This is a genomic window from Arthrobacter sp. Soil763 (genome assembly GCF_001428365.1).
In the GTDB taxonomy this organism is placed as follows: Bacteria; Actinomycetota; Actinomycetes; order Actinomycetales; family Micrococcaceae; genus Arthrobacter.
Genome location: NZ_LMSH01000002.1, coordinates 645,481 through 663,068, shown reverse-complemented (window position 1 = coordinate 663,068; position 17,588 = coordinate 645,481). Strand labels below are relative to the sequence as shown.

12 protein-coding genes are annotated in these 17,588 nt (G+C 69.4%); 2 read left to right on the top strand and 10 right to left on the bottom strand.

Annotation, left to right across the window (positions count from 1 at the left end):
- Window positions 1-42: 42 nt before the first annotated feature.
- The 8 genes from ASG71_RS17180 to ASG71_RS06660 form a co-directional block, all read right to left on the bottom strand.
- Window positions 43-282: a hypothetical protein gene (locus ASG71_RS17180; RefSeq protein ID WP_414826666.1), complete on the bottom strand. Its 240-nt coding sequence runs from the start codon at window positions 280-282 to the stop codon at window positions 43-45.
- A 56-nt stretch (window positions 283-338) separates the two neighbouring features.
- Window positions 339-4,244, bottom strand: coding sequence for an AAA family ATPase (locus ASG71_RS06690; protein WP_414826648.1), 3,906 nt, complete (start codon window positions 4,242-4,244; stop codon window positions 339-341).
- A gap of 198 nt (window positions 4,245-4,442) precedes the next feature.
- On the bottom strand, window positions 4,443-6,032 hold the full coding sequence (gene guaA, locus ASG71_RS06685; RefSeq protein ID WP_056737878.1) for a glutamine-hydrolyzing GMP synthase: 1,590 nt from the start codon (window positions 6,030-6,032) through the stop codon (window positions 4,443-4,445).
- 93 nt (window positions 6,033-6,125) lie between these two features.
- Complete coding sequence (locus ASG71_RS06680) at window positions 6,126-6,638, bottom strand: DUF3817 domain-containing protein (protein ID WP_056737877.1); 513 nt, start codon at window positions 6,636-6,638, stop codon at window positions 6,126-6,128.
- Complete coding sequence (locus ASG71_RS06675; protein ID WP_056737876.1) at window positions 6,635-7,492, bottom strand: SURF1 family protein; 858 nt, start codon at window positions 7,490-7,492, stop codon at window positions 6,635-6,637. Before ASG71_RS06675 ends, ASG71_RS06680 begins: the two co-directional genes overlap by 4 nt.
- Window positions 7,493-7,608: 116 nt before the next feature.
- On the bottom strand, window positions 7,609-8,097 hold the full coding sequence (locus ASG71_RS06670; protein WP_056737875.1) for a PTS sugar transporter subunit IIA: 489 nt from the start codon (window positions 8,095-8,097) through the stop codon (window positions 7,609-7,611).
- A 62-nt stretch (window positions 8,098-8,159) separates the two neighbouring features.
- Window positions 8,160-9,911: a glycerol-3-phosphate dehydrogenase/oxidase gene (locus tag ASG71_RS06665; RefSeq protein ID WP_056737874.1), complete on the bottom strand. Its 1,752-nt coding sequence runs from the start codon at window positions 9,909-9,911 to the stop codon at window positions 8,160-8,162.
- A gap of 93 nt (window positions 9,912-10,004) precedes the next feature.
- On the bottom strand, window positions 10,005-11,141 hold the full coding sequence (locus ASG71_RS06660) for a GuaB3 family IMP dehydrogenase-related protein (protein ID WP_056737873.1): 1,137 nt from the start codon (window positions 11,139-11,141) through the stop codon (window positions 10,005-10,007).
- Between the two features lie 201 nt (window positions 11,142-11,342).
- Between ASG71_RS06660 and ASG71_RS06655 the strand changes: the two genes are divergently transcribed.
- Window positions 11,343-13,244 (top strand): S8 family peptidase, encoded by a 1,902-nt coding sequence (locus ASG71_RS06655; protein ID WP_056737872.1) that lies wholly within the window; start codon window positions 11,343-11,345, stop codon window positions 13,242-13,244.
- 169 nt (window positions 13,245-13,413) lie between these two features.
- Window positions 13,414-14,022 (top strand): hypothetical protein, encoded by a 609-nt coding sequence (locus ASG71_RS06650; protein WP_056737871.1) that lies wholly within the window; start codon window positions 13,414-13,416, stop codon window positions 14,020-14,022.
- A gap of 48 nt (window positions 14,023-14,070) precedes the next feature.
- Here ASG71_RS06650 and ASG71_RS06645 read toward each other — a convergent pair whose 3' ends face one another.
- The gene (locus ASG71_RS06645) at window positions 14,071-15,912 is read right to left on the bottom strand and encodes an ABC transporter ATP-binding protein (RefSeq protein WP_056737870.1); all 1,842 of its coding nucleotides are present in this window, start codon (window positions 15,910-15,912) and stop codon (window positions 14,071-14,073) included.
- A gap of 115 nt (window positions 15,913-16,027) precedes the next feature.
- A complete protein-coding gene (guaB, locus tag ASG71_RS06640; protein WP_056737869.1) occupies window positions 16,028-17,539 on the bottom strand; it encodes an IMP dehydrogenase in 1,512 nt (503 codons plus the stop codon).
- Window positions 17,540-17,588: the final 49 nt, after the last annotated feature.

The window sequence follows — 17,588 nt, the reverse complement described above, 5'->3', positions numbered from 1 at the left end:
ACGGCCGGACTAAGGTCAGCGGCCCGGGCAGCCGGCGCGGCGCTAGCCCCAGTGCGGCGGCCGCTGCTCCCTTAGCCACGCGTCGTGGTCGTAGGACCCGGGCTGGTCACCCCAGCGCCGCGGATCGTCTTCGGCAGCCTTGGTGGGGAGCACTTCCCCGGCTGCCGCGCGGCGCACCGGGCGGCCCCGCGGGGCCTCGGTTCCTGATTCGGCGGTGCCGGCGTCGGCTGCGCCGGTCCCGGTGGTGCTCCTGGCTTCATCCTTGCTGGCGTGTGTGCTCATGCCGCCGGCCTCCTTGCTGCGTCGAACTCTTCCCTGGCCGCGGGAGCCGTCCGCGGTCAGCCCCGGTCAGCGGCGGAGCCGGCGGAGACGAACGCCTCCCGCCCGCCGTCGACGCTTAGGGTTTCAATGTCATCGGAGAAGCCCGGCGACGCGTCCATACGGTTCAGTGCCACCGGCTTTTCCAGTCCGAGGTAGCCGCCGATCCGGTCCGCGCAGGCAGACGGGTCGGTGAAGACCTCTATTGTCCATAGTGGCATGTACCGCCAGCCCATGCGTTCGAGCAACTGCGGCCGCAGGCGGCTGCGCTCCCGGACCGACATCCGGCGGTACCGCTCGGTGCCGTCGGATTCGATCGCGACGGGGCTCGGGATCTCGGCGTCGTCCTGGCCGATGGTGCGCATCGGGTCCGCCGCGGCCACCATGTCCAGGACACCGTCGTACTGGTGCCAGACGCGGGCGCCGCGGGCACGGAGCCGGTCCCCCAGGTCGGCCACGAGCGGGTCGGCGCCCAGGGCCTGTTCGCTGGCCGCGGCGCGGGACGCCGGGCTCCCCAGGTCGGAGTTGCCCGCGATTTCGCGGTCCAGGAGCTCGTAGAAGTCCACCGCGCCGTGGCTGAGCCGGGTCACGTCCAGGTCCTCCGGGCGGAAGCAGCTGAGCACGTGCAGGGAACGCCGCGCCCGTGTCATGGCGAGGGCAAACTTGGCGCGGCCGCCGGGGGCGGACAGCGGTCCCAGGCTGTGCAGGGCCCGGCCGTGCGGGGTTCGGCCGTACCCGGGAGAGAAGATGACATGGTCCCGGACCAGGCCCTGGGCACGGTCGAGGTCCACGACCCGGAAGGACTCCTGCCCGGCGGTGAAGAAGCTGCCCAGCAGCGGGTGCTCGGGCAACTGCCGCCGGATGGCCTCGCCGATCCGGGCGGCGTGCCGCAGGCTTCCGGTGACGACGGCCAGTGAGGTGCGCGGCCGAAGCCTCGCGTGCTCGAAGACCAGTTCCACCACGCGGTTTACTTCGGCCACGACGGACTCGACGCCGTCGTGGTCCGCGCTGGGCAGGCCCGTCCCGTCCGGGAGGTACTCCACCTCCAGGGTGCGGTCAAGGCCGGTGGCTGACTGGCCTTCGGGCAGCCGGCGGAGGCCGCCGTCGTAAAACGCCTTGCTCAGCTGCCGGACAAGGTCCTCATCGACGGCGCGGTAGACGGTCCGCAGGTTCCAGACCGGCAGGACGGCGGACAGAGCCTGGAACGCGCTCTCCACCGGCTGGTGGGAGGTTTCGCCCGCGGCGAGCCGTTCGACTCCCACGGTGAAGCCGCGAGGGCTGGCAATCCTGTCGTCGCCGAAGGCGATGACCTGCCGGGAGCGTGCGACGGCGGGCAGCACGGCCTGCAGGGAGGTCGCCTCGGCGTCCAGGATCACGACGGCGTCGAAGCGCTGCTCCGCCGGCAGCAGGCTGGTCAGAAGGTAGGGGCTGACGGACCAGACCGGCACGAGCATCGGGACGAGGTCGGGCGCCTGGGCGGTCAGCGCCGGCGGTGTCACCCGCCCGTCCTTGAGCAGGCTGCGCAGCAGCTCGGCCTGGCGCGGGTGCTCGGTGAGGGCGGCGCGCCAGCGTTCGGCCAGCTTCCAGCGCAGCCGGGCGGCGCCGCTGGCAATGTGGGCGTTATCCGCGAGGCGGTATTCCGCTTCCAGCTGGCGGAGGGCGTCGCCGTCGGACATGGCCAGGTAGTCGTCCCCGCTGATCATGGCTTCGAGGGCTGACTGCCACCAGGCCAGATCGAGTTCGGCAGCCACCGACCCTGCCGGCACCTCGCGGTCGGCCAGGTCGTCGAGCAGCTCGCCGAGGCCGTGCTCGCGCATGTTCTCTACCAGCAGCGTCCGCTCGGGCAGGGTTTCGAGCGTACCGGTATCCGCGACCAGCCGCTCAAGGCGTGCCAGCAGCGTCCCGTACGGGGCACTCCAGAGGTCCCCGCCGTCGGCCGTGTGCCGGAGCGCCTGCCCCAGCTCGGCCAGTTCCGCTTCCAGTTCCCGGTACAGCGCCGTGATCTCTGCCAGCCCTGAGGGCACCGCGGGGTGCCGCTGCGTGGTGGCGTAGCCGGCCCAGGCGGCGCGCTGGTCCTGGACCAGCACCAGCGAGCTGTGCAGGTCCGCAATGTGGACGCCCGGCCGAACGTATTCCTTGGCAACGCGGCGCAGCCGGGAGCGCTGCATCGAGGCCATTTCGATGTTCCGCTCGCGGCGCCACGAGGAGGGCGCGGTGGCGGAAATCAGGTCGTGGACCGGTCGGTCGAAAATGTCCGGCGTGAACTTATCCAGGCTCTCGCGGACCGCGACCAGCAGGTCGATCTGCTCGCCCCATTCGGCGAACGTGTCGCCCAGGCGGATCTCGGCGTGTTCGGCCACGCTGTTCATGCGTTCGCGCAGCTGCGGCAGCTTCTCGGCCACCGAGCGGGCGACCTGCTGCGCTTCCTGGGTCTCCTTGCGGGTCAGGAGCCGGGCCCCGTGCCAGGGGCTGAGGGTCGATGCGCGGCTGAAGCTGCCCAGTTCTGCCGCCCGGCGGAGCCGTCCGGCCAGTTCCTCCCGGTCCCGGATGCTGTCCAGCACGCTGCGCTTGAGCCGCACCGTGGTGGCGGGCGCCGGGTGGATGGCGGTGAGCGCGGCGAGCGACTGCATCGCCTGGTACGGCGAGCACCCCCAGCGCTGGCGGACGTTGTGCAGGGAGGCGACATGGTCCATGAGGGCATGCCGGTGCTGAGTCAGCGTGGTGTGCAGGTTCTTCAGCTGGGGCTCGAGGGACTTCTCGTTGCGGACGATCGCGCGGACCAGCTGGCCCTTGAGCTGCAGCGGCGTGGAGTTGCCCGCCAGCTGGACCAGGGCCGAGTCCAGGCCCAGGGATTCCAGCTGGGCTGACACCTCGGCCAGGCTGGCGCGCCGGTCCCCGACGACCAGGACGCTCTTGCCTTCGTCCACCAGGGCGCCGATGGTGTTGATCGCCGTCTGGGTCTGGCCGGTGCCCGGCGGGCTGCTTACCACGAGCGAGTCGCCTGCGCGGACGGCGTCGACGACGTACTGCTGGTCGGAGTCGGCGTCGAGCAGCAGGAGCTCGTCCGCCGGGTTCCGTTCGTCGGTGCTGGGGAACCGGCCGGGCTCAAGCGCGGGCACCTCGGCCGGCGCGCCGGTGGAGGCCCGCTGCAGCGCAGCAACGAGCGGGTTGTCCGGGTTGATCCAGGGGTCGTCCAGGTTGCCCGAGAGGTCGGCGAAGGTGGAGACCAGCAGGTTATGTTCGATCTCCGCGCCGTGGATCGGCTGGATCAGGGTGCCGAGGCGTTCGAGTACCGGCTGCGGATCGTACCGGGCGGTGCTGTAGGCCATCCGGGTGACGGCGTTGACGTCAAAGACGATGCCGTGGACGTTCTTCAGGTGCCGGACGAGGGCGGGGTTGATCCGGGCCTGCTCGGTCAGCTGCAGTTCGTAATCGTCCTCCCCGGGGCGGACCGTGAGCGAGACGGCGGCCAGCATCACCGGCGCGGAGACCCGCTGCGGTTTGCCGCCGACGGCGGAGGTCCAGACGACGGTGCCGGCCGAGAAGTAGCCGGCGTCGATCCCGCGGTCGTTGGCGAGCTCGAAGATCTTCGAACGGAGGTTCCGCGAGGCCCGCGCGGCCACGACATACTGCTGGCGGTCGCGGATCAGGGTGGACAGGCGCGTGCGGCGGCCGGCCATCAGCTGGGCCAGTCCGGAAGGGTGGGCGTGGGTCAGGTCAATTGAGCCCTCGGGCGTTTTCGTGAAGCGCAGCATCGTGTCTGCACCGGTGACGGGCTTGAGGCCCGACAGCCATTTCCTGAACTCCTCGGAGCCCTCGGGGTGGCCTTGACCAACTGACACTGCTGCCTTCTTTTCTGTGCTCACGTTCTTTTCGCTGCCCACGTCTTCTGGGTTCGCGCGGGACGCCCTGGACCATACCGGCATGCCTTCGAGGGTAGCCCGAATCCGGGGCCGGTGGCGGGCCGCAACACTGGCACGGGCCAAATTCGTGGCGCAAATTACCGCATGGCCCAGAGTCGGGCGCAGAGAGGCGGGCGCTCAGAGTCGCGCGCAGACAGTCGGGCGCTCAGAGTCGCGCGCACGAAAACGGCCGGCCTACGAAGAGGCCGGCCATTTAGGACGCTATTCCCACTCGATGGTTCCCGGCGGCTTGCTGGTGACGTCCAGCACCACTCGGTTCACGCCGTCGACTTCGTTGGTGATCCGGTTGGAGATCCGGGCGAGCAGCTCGTACGGCAGCCGGGACCAGTCCGCCGTCATGGCATCTTCGGAGGACACGGGGCGCAGGACGATCGGGTGGCCGTAGGTGCGGCCGTCGCCCTGGACGCCGACGCTGCGGACATCGGCCAGCAGCACGACCGGCATCTGCCAGACTTCGTTGTCGAGCCCCGCCGCGGTCAGTTCGGCACGCGCGATGGCGTCGGCCTTACGGAGCAGGTCGAGCCGTTCCTTCGTGACTTCTCCGACGATCCGGATGCCCAGGCCGGGGCCCGGGAAGGGCTGGCGGCCGACGATTTCCTGCGGCAGTCCCAGCTGGGCGCCGACGGCGCGGACCTCGTCCTTGAACAGGGCGCGCAGTGGTTCGACGAGTTCGAACTGCAGGTCTTCGGGCAGGCCGCCGACGTTGTGGTGGCTCTTGATGTTGGCGGCGCCCTCGCCGCCGCCGGATTCAACGACGTCGGGGTAGAGGGTGCCCTGGACCAGGAACTTGATCTTCTCACCGTGGGCCGCCGCCTCGGCGATGATAGCCCGTTCGGCTTCCTCGAACGCGCGGATGAATTCGCGGCCGATGATCTTGCGCTTCGTTTCCGGGTCGCTGACCCCGGCCAGCGCCGCCTGGAAACGTTCCTGCTCGTTGGCCACGTAGAGCTTGACGCCGGTGGCGGCCACGAAGTCGCGTTCGACCTGCTCGGCTTCGCCTTCGCGCAGCAGCCCGTGGTCGACGAAGACGCAGGTCAGCTGGTCGCCGACGGCGCGCTGGACCAGCGCTGCGGCCACGGCGGAGTCGACGCCGCCGGAGAGGCCGCAGATGACCCGGGAGTCACCGACCTGTTCGCGGATCCGCTCGACCTGCTCCTCGAGGATGTTGCCGGTGGTCCAGTTCTGGTCCAGCTTGGCACCCTTGAAGAGGAAGTTCTCCAGGACCTGCTGGCCGTAGGCCGAGTGCTTCACCTCGGGGTGCCACTGCACGCCGTAAAGGCACTTTTCCTCGTTGGCGAACGCGGCGACGTCGGCGCCCGCCGTCGTGGCCAGCACCTCGAAGCCTTCCGGTGCCTCGTGAACGGAGTCGCCGTGGCTCATCCAGGTGCTTTGGTGCTGCGGCATGCCCTCGAGGATGGAGCGGCCTTCGCCGATGGTGGTGGTTTCCGTGGCGCCGTATTCGCGCAGGCCGGTCCGGGCCACCTTGCCGCCCAGGGCGTTGGCCATGGCCTGGAAGCCGTAGCAGATGCCGAACACGGGGACGCCGGCTTCGAACAGGTCGGCCCCGACGCTCGGGGCGCCTTCGGCGTAGACGCTGGCGGGGCCGCCGGAGAGGATGATGGCGGCCGGGTTCTTGGCCAGCAGCTGCTCGGTGCTGTAGGTATGCGGAACGACTTCCGAATACACATTGGCTTCCCGGACGCGGCGGGCAATCAGCTGCGCGTACTGGGCACCGTAGTCAACAACCAGGACAGGCCTGTGGGACGTCTGGGATGCAGTGGGAGTGGTCACCGTCCTAGCCTACTTTGCGGCCCCGGTCCCCCGCACATTGAGAAGGCCCGCGTTAGCGAACTCACAGCCGGCGGCGCTGCCGAACCGGGCGGCTCAGTAGCGTTGCGGCGCCTGCGGGTTGGCGGCGAGTTCGGCCTCGACCTCGGCGTGGAATTTCTTCTCCACGAAGAACGAGAGGAACGGAACGACGCCGCCGAGAGCGAGGATGATGAGCTTGGCGAACGGCCAGCGCATCAGCGACCAGAGCCGGAAGTTGGACATCAGGTACACCACGTACATCCAGCCGTGGACGATCAGCACAGCGACCGAAAGGTTCACCCCGCCGATAACCCCCGGAGGCTCGGCATCGGCGAACCCGAAACCGAAGGGCTGGCCGGTGACGGCGTCGGTGCCCCCGGCGAACAGGTACTGGCCGAAGACGTAGCGGGCGATCAGTTCCGCGCAGAGCAGCAGCAGCATGGAGCCGGTGAGGTAGGCGAGCACCTTGTAGAACTTCAGCGCGGAGCGGATCTGCGCCTCGGTTCCGCCGAAGCGGCGCTTCTTGCCGGGGGCGCTTCCGGGTCCGGCGGGCTGCTGCGGCTGGATGGCCGGCTGGGGCTCGATCATGATTGCACTCTCGGGTTGGTGGGGTCGGGCTGGGGGGAATGCTCGTCGGGGGCTGCGCCGGCGGCGCGGCGCGCTGCTTCTTCGTCTTCCGCTTCTTCTAGGCCGCGGCGGTAGTCGTCCTTGACCAGGCGCCACCAGATGAAGAGCGCGAAGCCGGCGAAGACCACCCACTCGGCGGCGTAGAAAAGGTTGAGCCAGTTCACCGTCTGGGCCGGCGGCTGCGGGCCGATGTCCAGGGCTTTGACCGGACCGGAGGCGGCCACGTCGGCGCCCCCGGCGCGTTCGGCGCTGGCGGCCACGAAGCCGGGGTAGCTGCTGACGTCCCACAGGTTGATCAGTTCGGCGACGGAGACGGCGCTGGCGCGCCCGGGGCCGGCGTCGGTGTTGGGCAGCGGCGCTTCGGAGGGGATCAGCCGGCCGGTGAGGTCAATGGTGCCCGACGGCGGTGCGGTGGCGTCCGCGGGGTCGGCGACCCAGCCCCGCGCCACCGGGATCCACGTCTGGGGTGACGCCCCGGCGCCGGTGAGCGCGGGCGCGCCCTTGACGGCGAAGGCGGAGACGATCCAGTACCCCTTGGCGCCGTCGTTGATCCGGCCGGGCACCAGCACCTGCTTCCGCGGGTCGTAGCTGCCGGTGGCGGTGACCACCTGGTCCGCGACCGCTCCCGGGAAGAACTGCCCCGGTTCCAGCACCTCGGTCAGCGGGCGGGGGTCCTCCGTCCCGGTGGAGACCGGAGCCTCCGGCCGGGTGGACCGGCCGAACTGCCACTGGCTGAGCAGCACAAAGACCGCGGAGATCACGAGTGCAAACACGAGGCCTGCGATCCAGCGGGGTTTGAGGGCGGTTTTCAGCACCCCTTAACCGTACTTCGTCCGCGTGTAGAACTACGAAACGGGAAGCCCCGGGGCCCGGGGGCCGGAGGGGACGCCGGTGCCGCCTCGGGGGCCTCGCCGCCACGGCGGGGCGTTCCCTAGTGGTCGAAGAAGACCAGGCTGGAGTTGATCAGTTCCGAGATCACCTCGGGGTCGTAGGCGCGGCGCAGCGATTCCCGGAAGGATTCCTTGGACAGCGACCGGGCCAGCGTGGCGAGGACCTCAAGGTGCTCGGAGAAGGAGCCGGCCGGCGTTCCGATGAGCAGCACCACGGTTGCGGGTCCGTCGGCCGCGCCGAAGTCCAGGGCCTTGCCGTACTTCGTGATGCCCACGGCGATCGAGGTGCGCGCGACGAATTCGCTGCGCGCGTGGGGCAGGCCGATGCCGCCGGGCAGGCCGGTGGCCAGCTGGTGTTCCCGGGCGTTGACATGGCCCAGGAACCCCTCGAGGTCGGAGATCCGGCCGGCGTCGTACATCCGCTGCGCGAGCTGGGCGGCGGCGTCGAACTTGTCCTCGGCCTCCAGTTCCAGGATCACCATCTGCGGCGTGGTGAGGTCGGCATCGTACCTGTCCAGTGGTTCCGCCAAGAGGTGTCCCTTCGATGAGGCGTCGGCGCACGCCGGCCGGGCCGCTTCCTGCGGTCCTCCGGTCAGCGCAGCGGAACGATGTCTTCGGCGCCCAGGCGTGCGGCGTCCGCGGACTCGTCGTCCGGCTGCTCCTGGCTCAGCCGTTCGGCGTCGACCCGGGCCAGGTAGTGCTTGATTTCGCTCTCGCGCTGCGCATCGCTCCAGCCGAGAACGTCACCGATCAGTTTAGCCACGACCGGCGCGGCGGACACACCGCGGTCCCACGCCTCGATCGAGATCCGGGTCCGGCGGGTCAGCACGTCCTGGACGTGGCGGGCCCCCTCATACTTGGCCGCGTAGACGGCCTCGGCGGCCAGGTAGTCGTCCGCGCCGGGCAGCGGTTCGGCCAGCTCCGGGTTCTCCGTGATCAGGGCCAGGACTTCCGGCGCCATCGACCCGTAGCGGTTGAGCAGGTGCTCGATCCGCGCCACGTGCACGCCGGTCTCCTCTGCCATCCGGTTGCGCTTGTTCCACGCGGCCTTGAAGCCGCTGGCGCCCAGCAGCGGGATGGACTCCGTGCACGACGGCGGGACCCGCTCGTCCATGCTCCGGGTCGCCTCATCCACTGCGTCCTTGGCCATCACCCGGTAGGTGGTCCACTTGCCGCCGGCCACGACAACGAGTCCCGGCACGGGATGGGCAACGACGTGTTCGCGGGAGAGCTTGGCCGTCGAGTCGTTCTCGCCCGCCAGCAGCGGGCGCAGGCCGGCGTAGACGCCTTCGACGTCCTCGCGCGTCAGCGGACGCTTGAGGACCTTGTTGACGTGTTCGAGGATGTAGTCGATGTCCTTGCTGGAGGCCGCCGGGTGCGCCTTGTCCAGGTGCCAGTCGGTGTCGGTGGTGCCGATGATCCAGTGCCGGCCCCAGGGGATGACGAAGAGCACGGATTTTTCGGTCCGCAGGATCAGCCCGACGGTGGACTGGAACCGGTCCCGGGGCACCACCAGGTGGATGCCCTTGGAGGCGCGCACCTTGAGCTGGCCGCGGTCGGTGACCATGGCCTGGGTTTCGTCGGTCCAGACGCCGGTGGCGTTGATGACCTGCTTGGCGCGGATGTTGAAGCTGGAGCCGTCCTCATGGTTGACGACCTTGGCCCCGACCACCCGCTCGCCCTCTCGCAGGAAGTCCACGACGGCCATCTGGTTCACCGCGTGGGCGCCGTAGTAGGCGGCGGTCCGCACGAGGTTGGCGACGTACTTGGCGTCGTCGACCTGTCCGTCGTAGTAGCGGATGGATCCGACGAAGGCGTCGTCCTTGAGGCTGGGCGCCGCGCGCAGGGTGCCGCGCCGGCTCAGGTGCTTGTGGAACGGGACGCCGCGGCTATGGCCGCCGGTGATGGACATGGCGTCGTAGAGGATGATGCCGGAACCGACGTAGGGCCGTTCCACGAACCGCTTGGTCAGCGGGTAGAGGAACGGCACGGGCCGGGCCAGGTGCGGGGCGAGGACGGAGAGGATCAGGCCGCGCTCGTGCAGCGCTTCCTTGACGAGGGCGAAGTCCAGCATCTCCAGGTAGCGCAGACCGCCGTGGATCAGCTTCGAGGACCGCGACGACGTGCCGGCCGCCCAGTCGTTGGCCTCGACTATACCGACCCTCAGGCCGCGGGTGACGGCGTCCAGGGCCGCGCCCGCGCCGACGATGCCGCCGCCGACGATCAGGATGTCGAGTTCCTTGCCGGGCTCGGTGCTGGCTTTCAGGACCGCCAGCGACGCCTCGCGCTCCGCGGGACCGAGCGCGCCGCCGGCCAAGGGAGCCCCACCGGGAAAACTGTTCATCTCACGCCTCCATCCGGATCAAACCTCGTAGTGCACCACACTACTTCCAAGTTCTCCGGTTGGGCAGGGCCCCGGCGCGGGGGCCCTGAAGCGTCAGTTCCCGGCGTAGGGCGAGACGACGACGTCGACGCGCTGGAATTCCTTCAGGTCCGAATAGCCGGTGGTCGCCATTGAACGGCGCAGCGCGCCGACCAGGTTGGCGGTGCCGTTGGTGTGGTGGCCGGGTCCGAAGAGGACCTCCTCGAGCGGGCCGACGGTGCCGACGTTGACGCGGTCGCCGCGGGGCAGTTCCAGGTGGTGTGCCTCCTGGCCCCAGTGCCAGCCCTTGCCGGGCGCTTCCTCGGCGCGGGCCAGGGCGCTGCCCAGCATGACGGCGTCCGCGCCCATGGCGATGGCCTTGACGATGTCGCCGGAGCTGCCCATGCCGCCGTCGGCGATCACGTGCACGTACCGGCCGCCGGATTCGTCCATGTAGTCACGGCGGGCGGCCGCGACGTCGGAAATGGCGGAGGCCATCGGCGAGTGGATGCCAAGCGCCCGGCGGGTGGTGGTGGTGGCGCCGCCGCCGAAGCCGACCAGCACGCCGGCCGCGCCGGTGCGCATCAGGTGCAGGGCCGGGGTGTAGCCGGCTGCCCCGCCGACGATCACGGGGACGTCGAGTTCGTAGATGAACTGCTTGAGGTTCAGCGGTTCGTGGTCCTTGGAGACGTGCTCGGCGGAGACGGTGGTGCCGCGGATGACAAAGATGTCGACGCCGGCGGCCAGCACGGTCTTGTAGTGCTCCTGGGTGCGCTGCGGGGTCAGGGATCCGGCCACGGTGACGCCGGCGGCGCGGATCTCGGCCAGCCGGGAGGTGATCAGTTCCGGCTGGATCGGCGCCTGGTAGAGCTCCTGCATGCGCCGGGTGACGGCGGGGCTGGTGGTTTCATCCTCCAGCGCCGCGATCTCGTCGAGGACCGGCTGCGGGTCCTCGTAGCGGGTCCACAGGCCTTCGAGGTCGAGGACGCCGAGCCCGCCCAGCCGGCCCAGCGCGATGACGGTCTCCGGCGACATGGCCGAGTCCATCGGGGCGGCGATCACCGGCATGTCGAACTTGTAGGCGTCGATCTGCCAGGAGACGGAGACGTCCTTGGGATCGCGCGTACGCCGGTTGGGGACGATCGCAATGTCGTCCAGGGAGTAGGCACGACGCCCACGTTTGCCACGGCCAATCTCAATCTCGTAAGTCACGCCCCCAACTTTACTTGACCGCGACTCCGGCCCGGCATTGGGGCCGGAACAAACGAGAGTGAAACGTCACTTGACCGATTTTGTCAATAGTTTACAAATATTGAAAATGCGCTTACGTTTGCTTTCGGCCGGCCGGGAACCCCGCCGGTCTCCACACCGTTCCGGGCCCTCCGCAGCGCCCGGTTACAGAAAGCAGAACCCATGGGAAGTGCATCACTCAGGACCTCGCGCGTCCTGGCCCTCTCGCTGGCGGCCGTCGTCGGCACCATGACCCTCGCCGTATCCCCGGTACTCGCGGCGCCCGCCACGGGGCAGGTCGTTTCGGAGACCGCACCGGCTCCGGACGTCAACGCTGGCGAGGCGTACACGCAGTTCATCGTCAGCTTCAAGAAGACCCCGGGGAACGCCACCCCCGGCGGGCGCGCGAACGCCTGGGGCAAGGCCGCAAAGCAGCAGGGGGTAAGTGTTCGCGAGCTGCGCGCCCTCGCTACCGGGGGAACCCTGATTGCCTCGGACAAGGCCCTTTCCGACCAGGCGGCCCGGGACTTCATGGCGGGCATCGTCGCCTCCGGTGCGGTCGACGCCGTCGAACCGGACGCGCGGATGACCGCCGTCCTCAGCCCGAACGACACCCGTTACGGCGAGCAGTGGGACTTCACCGCCGCCAACGGCATGCGGATCCCCGGCGCCTGGGACGTCTCGACCGGCTCCGGGTCCACCGTCGCGGTGATCGACACCGGCATCACGGCTCACCCCGACCTGGACGCCAACATCCTGCCGGGCTACGACTTCGTCTCCGACGCCACGGCCGCGCGGGATGGCAACGGCCGTGACGCCAACGCCCAGGACCAGGGCGACTGGTACGCCGCCGGCGAATGCGGGCAGACCTCCGCCGGCAACTCCTCCTGGCACGGCACCCACGTCTCCGGCACCGTCGCCGCCGTGACCGGCAACTCCACCGGCGTGGCCGGCGTGGCCCCCAACGCCAAGGTGCTGCCGGTCCGGGTGCTGGCGAAGTGCGGCGGGTCGCTCTCCGATATCGCCGATGCGATCATCTGGGCCTCCGGCGGCGCCGTCTCCGGGATCCCCGCGAACGCCAATCCCGCCAAGGTCATCAACATGAGCCTGGGCGGGTCCGGCGCCTGCGGCACCACCTACCAGGCCGCCATCGACTCCGCCGTTTCGCGCGGCACCACCGTGGTGGTCGCCGCCGGCAACAGCAACCAGGACGCCTCGGGCTTCCGCCCGGCCAACTGCAGCTCGGTGGTCACCGTCGCCGCCAGCAACCCCAGCGGCACGCTCTCCTACTACTCCAACTACGGCGCGACCGTGGACCTGACCGCTCCCGGCGGCGACACGAGTGTCAGCGGCGGCGGCATCCTCTCCACGCTCAACACCGGCACCACCACGCCGGCCGGCGCGGGCTACGCCAACTACCAGGGCACCTCCATGGCGACCCCGCATGTGGCCGGCCTCGTCGCCCTGATGAAGGCCAAGTCCCCCGGTCTGTCCCCTTCCCAGGTCGAATCCACCCTCAAGCAGGGCACCCGGGCCATGCCCGGGGGCTGCACCAAGGGCTGTGGAGCCGGCCTGTCCGACGCGACGGCCACCATGGGCCTGCTGGGCGGCACCACCCCGCCGCCGTCGGGCAACCTGCTGCTGAACCCGGGCTTCGAAAGCGGCTCCGCGTCCTGGACCTCCGATCACACCGACACCTTCGAAACCGGCACCAACGCCCGCACGGGCAGCGGCTTTGCGGGGCTGAACGGGTGGGGACAGTCGACGTCGTACCGGCTGGACCAGACGTTCAGCATCCCCTCCGCCGCGGCCGGATCCACGCTGTCCTTCTACCTCAAGACGCTGACCGACGAGACCACCACCTCGACGGCGTATGACACCTTGAAGGTCCAGGCCGTCAGCGGCGGCGTCACCACCACGCTGGCGACCTACTCGAACCTGAACAAGTCGACCGGTTACGTGCTCAAGACCCTCGATCTGTCCGCGTTCAAGGGCAAGACCGTGACGCTGCGGTTCCTCGGTGTCGAGGACTCCTCGCTGCAGACCTACTTCTTCGTGGACGACACCTCGGTCACGACCTCCTAGCCGTCACCGGCTGGCCGCGGCCCCGGCTGCGGCCGGCGAGTGGGCATGTCCGTCGCTTTCCGACGGACATGCCCATTCTTTGTGCCGGGGACCGGGCAGAACAGTGCCATGCCCACTCGCCGGTCCAGCCGACGGGCATGTCCGGCGGGGCGTTGGCTACAGTGGCTGCATGGCTGAGCGCTGGATCTTCGACGGGCAGATCGCCGGACTCGGGGCCGCCTCGGGGCTGCGCGCCGTCGTCGGAATCTGGCGCGCCTCCCCCTTCGGGGCCTTCGCGGACGTCATGATCCAGACGGACACCGGGCACAGGTTGCTCCTGGCCCCCTCCGCTGAAGTGGGCGAGTTCGTCGCCGCCACGTACAGCTTCGACGAGGTACGGATCGTGGACGTCGCCGCCGGCGTGGACGGCGGCAGGCTGGCCGTCGCGGCCGGGCCGCTGGAGATCGCGGCAACCATCGGCTCCCGGACCGTGCTGGGGCTCGGCCTCCGGGCGGTCCCCCACCGCCTGGCGGTCCATCCGGCCTGGCTGCGGGCCGTCAACCCCTTGGCAGCCCGCCTCAGCCCCGGCGCCCGCACCCATGGCACCGCCGGGAACGGCCGGCAGGAATCCTACGGCGTCACCGACCTCCACCGGATCACCTCCGCCCGGGTCACCTGGAACGGCACCGACCAGGGCGGCCTGGTGCCCATCACGCCTGCGGTCAGCTTCGGCTTCAGCAGCGTCCCGCCCTCGCCGAGCCTGGCTACGGTCCGCACCACGATTGTCTCCGGCGACTGAACCCTGAACCTGCCCGCGGTTTGGCCGGGCCGCTCCGCGCCGCCCGGCCTAGATGCCGCCGGCCTCGTCCACGGTGAGCTGCGATTCGAACATCCGGAAGTAGCGGCCGCGCAAGGCCACCAGTTCCTTGTGTGTACCCTGTTCCACGATCCTGCCGTCCTCCAGCATGTAGACGACGTCCGCCTTCTCGATCGTCGCTAGCCGGTGGCTGATGGCGATAATGGTGCTGCTGCGGTCTGCGAAGAGCCGGGTGAAGATCCGGTGCTCGGCCAGCGCGTCAATCGCCGATGTCGGTTCGTCCATCACCATGAAGGAGGCGTCCCGGTAGAAGTTCCGGGCCATGGCCAGCCGCTGCCACTGCCCGCCGGACAAGCCGCTGCCCTTCCGCCCGCGCGGGTCCTCCATCCAGTTGCTGACGTGGTTGTCCAGGCCGTTCGGCAGCTTGTTGATGAAGTCGAGGGCCTCCGCGTCGGCGGCGGCCCGGCGGATCCGCTCGTCGTCGCGCGGCGCATCGACGTCGCCGAAGAAGATGTTTTCCGCGGCCGTGGCGAACTCGTACTTGAGGAACTCCTGGCTGAGCACGGCAAGGTGGCGGTGCCAGGACTTCACGTCGACGGCGGCGAGGTCGACGCCGTCGAGCAGCACCTGCCCGGAGTCAGGGCGGTAGAGCCCGGCGAGGATCCTGATCAGGGTGGATTTCCCGGCCCCGTTCTCCCCGACGATGGCAATGTGCTGGCCCTGCCGGATGGTCAGCGAGATGCCTTTGATGACCTCCAGCTCGCTGCCGGTGTAGGTGAAACGGATATCCCGCAGTTCCACGGTCCGCGGCGCCTGGAGCAGGGGCGGGGCGTGCTCGGAGTGGACCGGCAGCGCCATGAACAGCTCGTAGTCCTTGAGGTTGGCGAGGTCCTCGTCGATCGAGCTCAGCGAGGAAACCAGGTTGTTGGCGGTGGAGAGGGCGCGGCTGACGATCTGCTGGACGTAGAGGAACTGCCCCACCGGCTGGGCGCGGGCGATGATCTGGCCCACCACCCAGATCAGCGAGACCACCTCGGCGCCGTACTGCAGGGCATCCGCGGCGAGCTGCTTGGGGATGTAGCGCTTCTGGAAATCGAGCCGGCGTTTTTCGTCCGCGTCCCGGAGCCTGGACCGCAGCCCCATCAGGTAGCCGACGATCCCATAGAGCCGCATCTCGGCGATGTGCTGCGGCCGCAGCAGGTTCGTTTCGATCATCCGCCGTTGCCGGCGCGAATCGACCTGGGTGTTCCAATGCGCGATCTGTTCTCGGGAGAGCTTGAACTGCAGGTACACGCTGGGCACGATCGCGACCAGGACGATCACGGCGATCCACCAGCTGACCAGGAGCAGGGCGCCCACCGCCAGGATCACCGAAACCAACTGGGTGAAGATGGCCGCGATCCGGTCCAAGACGCGGGCGTAGGAATCAGAGAAACGTTTGGCCCGGTCGTAGAGGTCCACCGTCTCCTTGTCGTCGTAACGCCAGAATTCCAGGGCCAGGAAACGCTCGTACATCAGGTCCCCGACGATGGCGCCGACCCGGAAGCTCATCAGCTGCTGGATGTAGCGGTCCACGCTGCTGAAGGCGCCCCAGAACAGGCCGAGCGCCGCGGTGATGATGACGTAGACGATGGCCTGCTGCCCGGCGGCCGCATTTCCCGCGTACGCTGCCGCGAGCGCCGTTGTGGTCAGCGCGGCGAAGTAGGTGGTGACCAGCGGCAGCAGCGCCGAGATCAACGAGCCCACCACTTTCATCACGACGGCGGCAGGCGAGGCGCGGAAGCTGACCCGCAGCACCTGCGCCACGGCCCGGGCGTAAGGCCGCAGCGCCAGTTTCCGCTTGGGCTCGCGCGCGGGCAGGAGTTCGGACATGGCTCCAGCCTAGTTCCGGATCCACGCCTCCATTGCCGCTGTTAACGCAGGCAGGCCACGGGGAGGAATCCCCGTGGCCTGCCTGTCCAGCCTCCTGGCGGGTCAGCCTGGCGGGTCAGCGCGAACCGTAGTTCGGCGCCTCCACCGTCATCTGGATGTCGTGCGGGTGGGATTCCTTCAGCCCGGCCGGGGTGATCCGGACGAACTTGCCGCGCGCCTTGAGCTCGGCCACGGTCGGGGCTCCGGTGTAGAACATGGTCTGGCGGAGGCCGCCGACCAGCTGGTAGGCCACCGAAGAGAGCGGACCGCGGTAGGCGACACGGCCTTCGATGCCTTCCGGGATGAGCTTGTCGTCGCCGGAGACGTCGGCCTGGAAGTACCGGTCCTTGGAGTAGGAGGTGTTCTTGCCGCGGGTCTGCATGGCGCCGAGCGAGCCCATCCCCCGGTAGAGCTTGAACTGCTTGCCGTTGACGAAGATCAGGTCGCCCGGGGACTCGTCGCAGCCGGCCAGCAGGGACCCGAGCATGACGGTGTCGGCGCCGGCGACCAGGGCCTTGCCGATGTCGCCCGAGTACTGCAGGCCGCCGTCGGCGATCAGCGGCACGCCGGCCGGGATGGCCGCCTTGGCGGATTCGTAAATGGCGGTGATCTGCGGGACACCGACGCCGGCCACGACGCGGGTGGTGCAGATGGAGCCGGGGCCCACGCCGACCTTGATGCCGTCGGCGCCGGCGTCGATCAGGGCCTGCGCGCCCTCGCGGGTGGCGGCCTGGCCGCCGATGATGTCCACGTGCGCGGCGACCGGGTCGGACTTGAGGCGGCGGATCATGTCCAGCACGCCCTGCGAGTGGCCGTTGGCGGTGTCCACGAAGAGGGCGTCCACGCCGGCGTCGACCAGGGCCATGGCGCGTTCCCAGCCGTCGCCGAAGAAGCCGATGGCGGCGCCGACGCGCAGCCGGCCCTCGTCGTCCTTGGTGGCCAGCGGGTACTGCTCGGCCTTGGTGAAGTCCTTGGTGGTGATCAGGCCCTTCAGCCGGCCCTGGTCATCGACCAGCGGGAGCTTTTCGATCTTGTTCGTGGCGAGCTTGTGCGAGGCCTCTTCGCGGCTGATGCCCACGTGGCCGGTGACCAGCGGCATCTTGGTCATGACGTCGCTGACCAGCCGGATCGGGAAGTCGGCCTCCGGCACGAAGCGGGTGTCGCGGTTCGTGACAATACCCAGCAGCCGCATGCCCTCGTCCACGACGGGCAGGCCGGAGACCCGGTAATGCGAGCAGATTTCGTCCAGTTCGGCCAGCGTGGCCTCGGGCCCGATGGTGAGCGGGTTGGTGATCATGCCGGACTCGCTGCGCTTGACCCGGTCCACCTGGTCGGCCTGGTCGGCGATCGAAAGGTTGCGGTGCACGACGCCGAGGCCGCCCTGCCGGGCCATGGCGATGGCCATCCGCGACTCGGTGACGGTGTCCATCGCGGCGGACAGCAGCGGCGTGTTGACCGTGATGCGCTTGGAGATCCGGGAGGAGGTGTCAGCTTCGGACGGGATGACGTTGGTGTGCCCCGGCAGGAGCAGGACGTCGTCGTAGGTCAGGCCAACGAAGCCGAAGGGGTCGTGTTCGGGCTGGGTCATGAGTGCGCCTCTTACCTTGGGTTTCTGGGTGTTCACGGGTAGGGGTTGC

What these genes read in the sequence shown, in the direction of transcription:
- ASG71_RS17180 (WP_414826666.1), bottom strand. Translation starts at nt 282, where the DNA reads ATGAGCACACACGCCAGCAAGGATGAAGCCAGGAGCACCACCGGGACC.
- ASG71_RS06690 (WP_414826648.1), bottom strand. Translation starts at nt 4,244, where the DNA reads ATGCCGGTATGGTCCAGGGCGTCCCGCGCGAACCCAGAAGACGTGGGC.
- ASG71_RS06680 (WP_056737877.1), bottom strand. Translation starts at nt 6,638, where the DNA reads ATGATCGAGCCCCAGCCGGCCATCCAGCCGCAGCAGCCCGCCGGACCC.
- ASG71_RS06665 (WP_056737874.1), bottom strand. Translation starts at nt 9,911, where the DNA reads ATGAACAGTTTTCCCGGTGGGGCTCCCTTGGCCGGCGGCGCGCTCGGT.
- ASG71_RS06655 (WP_056737872.1), top strand. Translation starts at nt 11,343, where the DNA reads ATGGGAAGTGCATCACTCAGGACCTCGCGCGTCCTGGCCCTCTCGCTG.
- ASG71_RS06650 (WP_056737871.1), top strand. Translation starts at nt 13,414, where the DNA reads ATGGCTGAGCGCTGGATCTTCGACGGGCAGATCGCCGGACTCGGGGCC.
- ASG71_RS06645 (WP_056737870.1), bottom strand. Translation starts at nt 15,912, where the DNA reads ATGTCCGAACTCCTGCCCGCGCGCGAGCCCAAGCGGAAACTGGCGCTG.
- guaB (WP_056737869.1), bottom strand. Translation starts at nt 17,539, where the DNA reads ATGACCCAGCCCGAACACGACCCCTTCGGCTTCGTTGGCCTGACCTAC.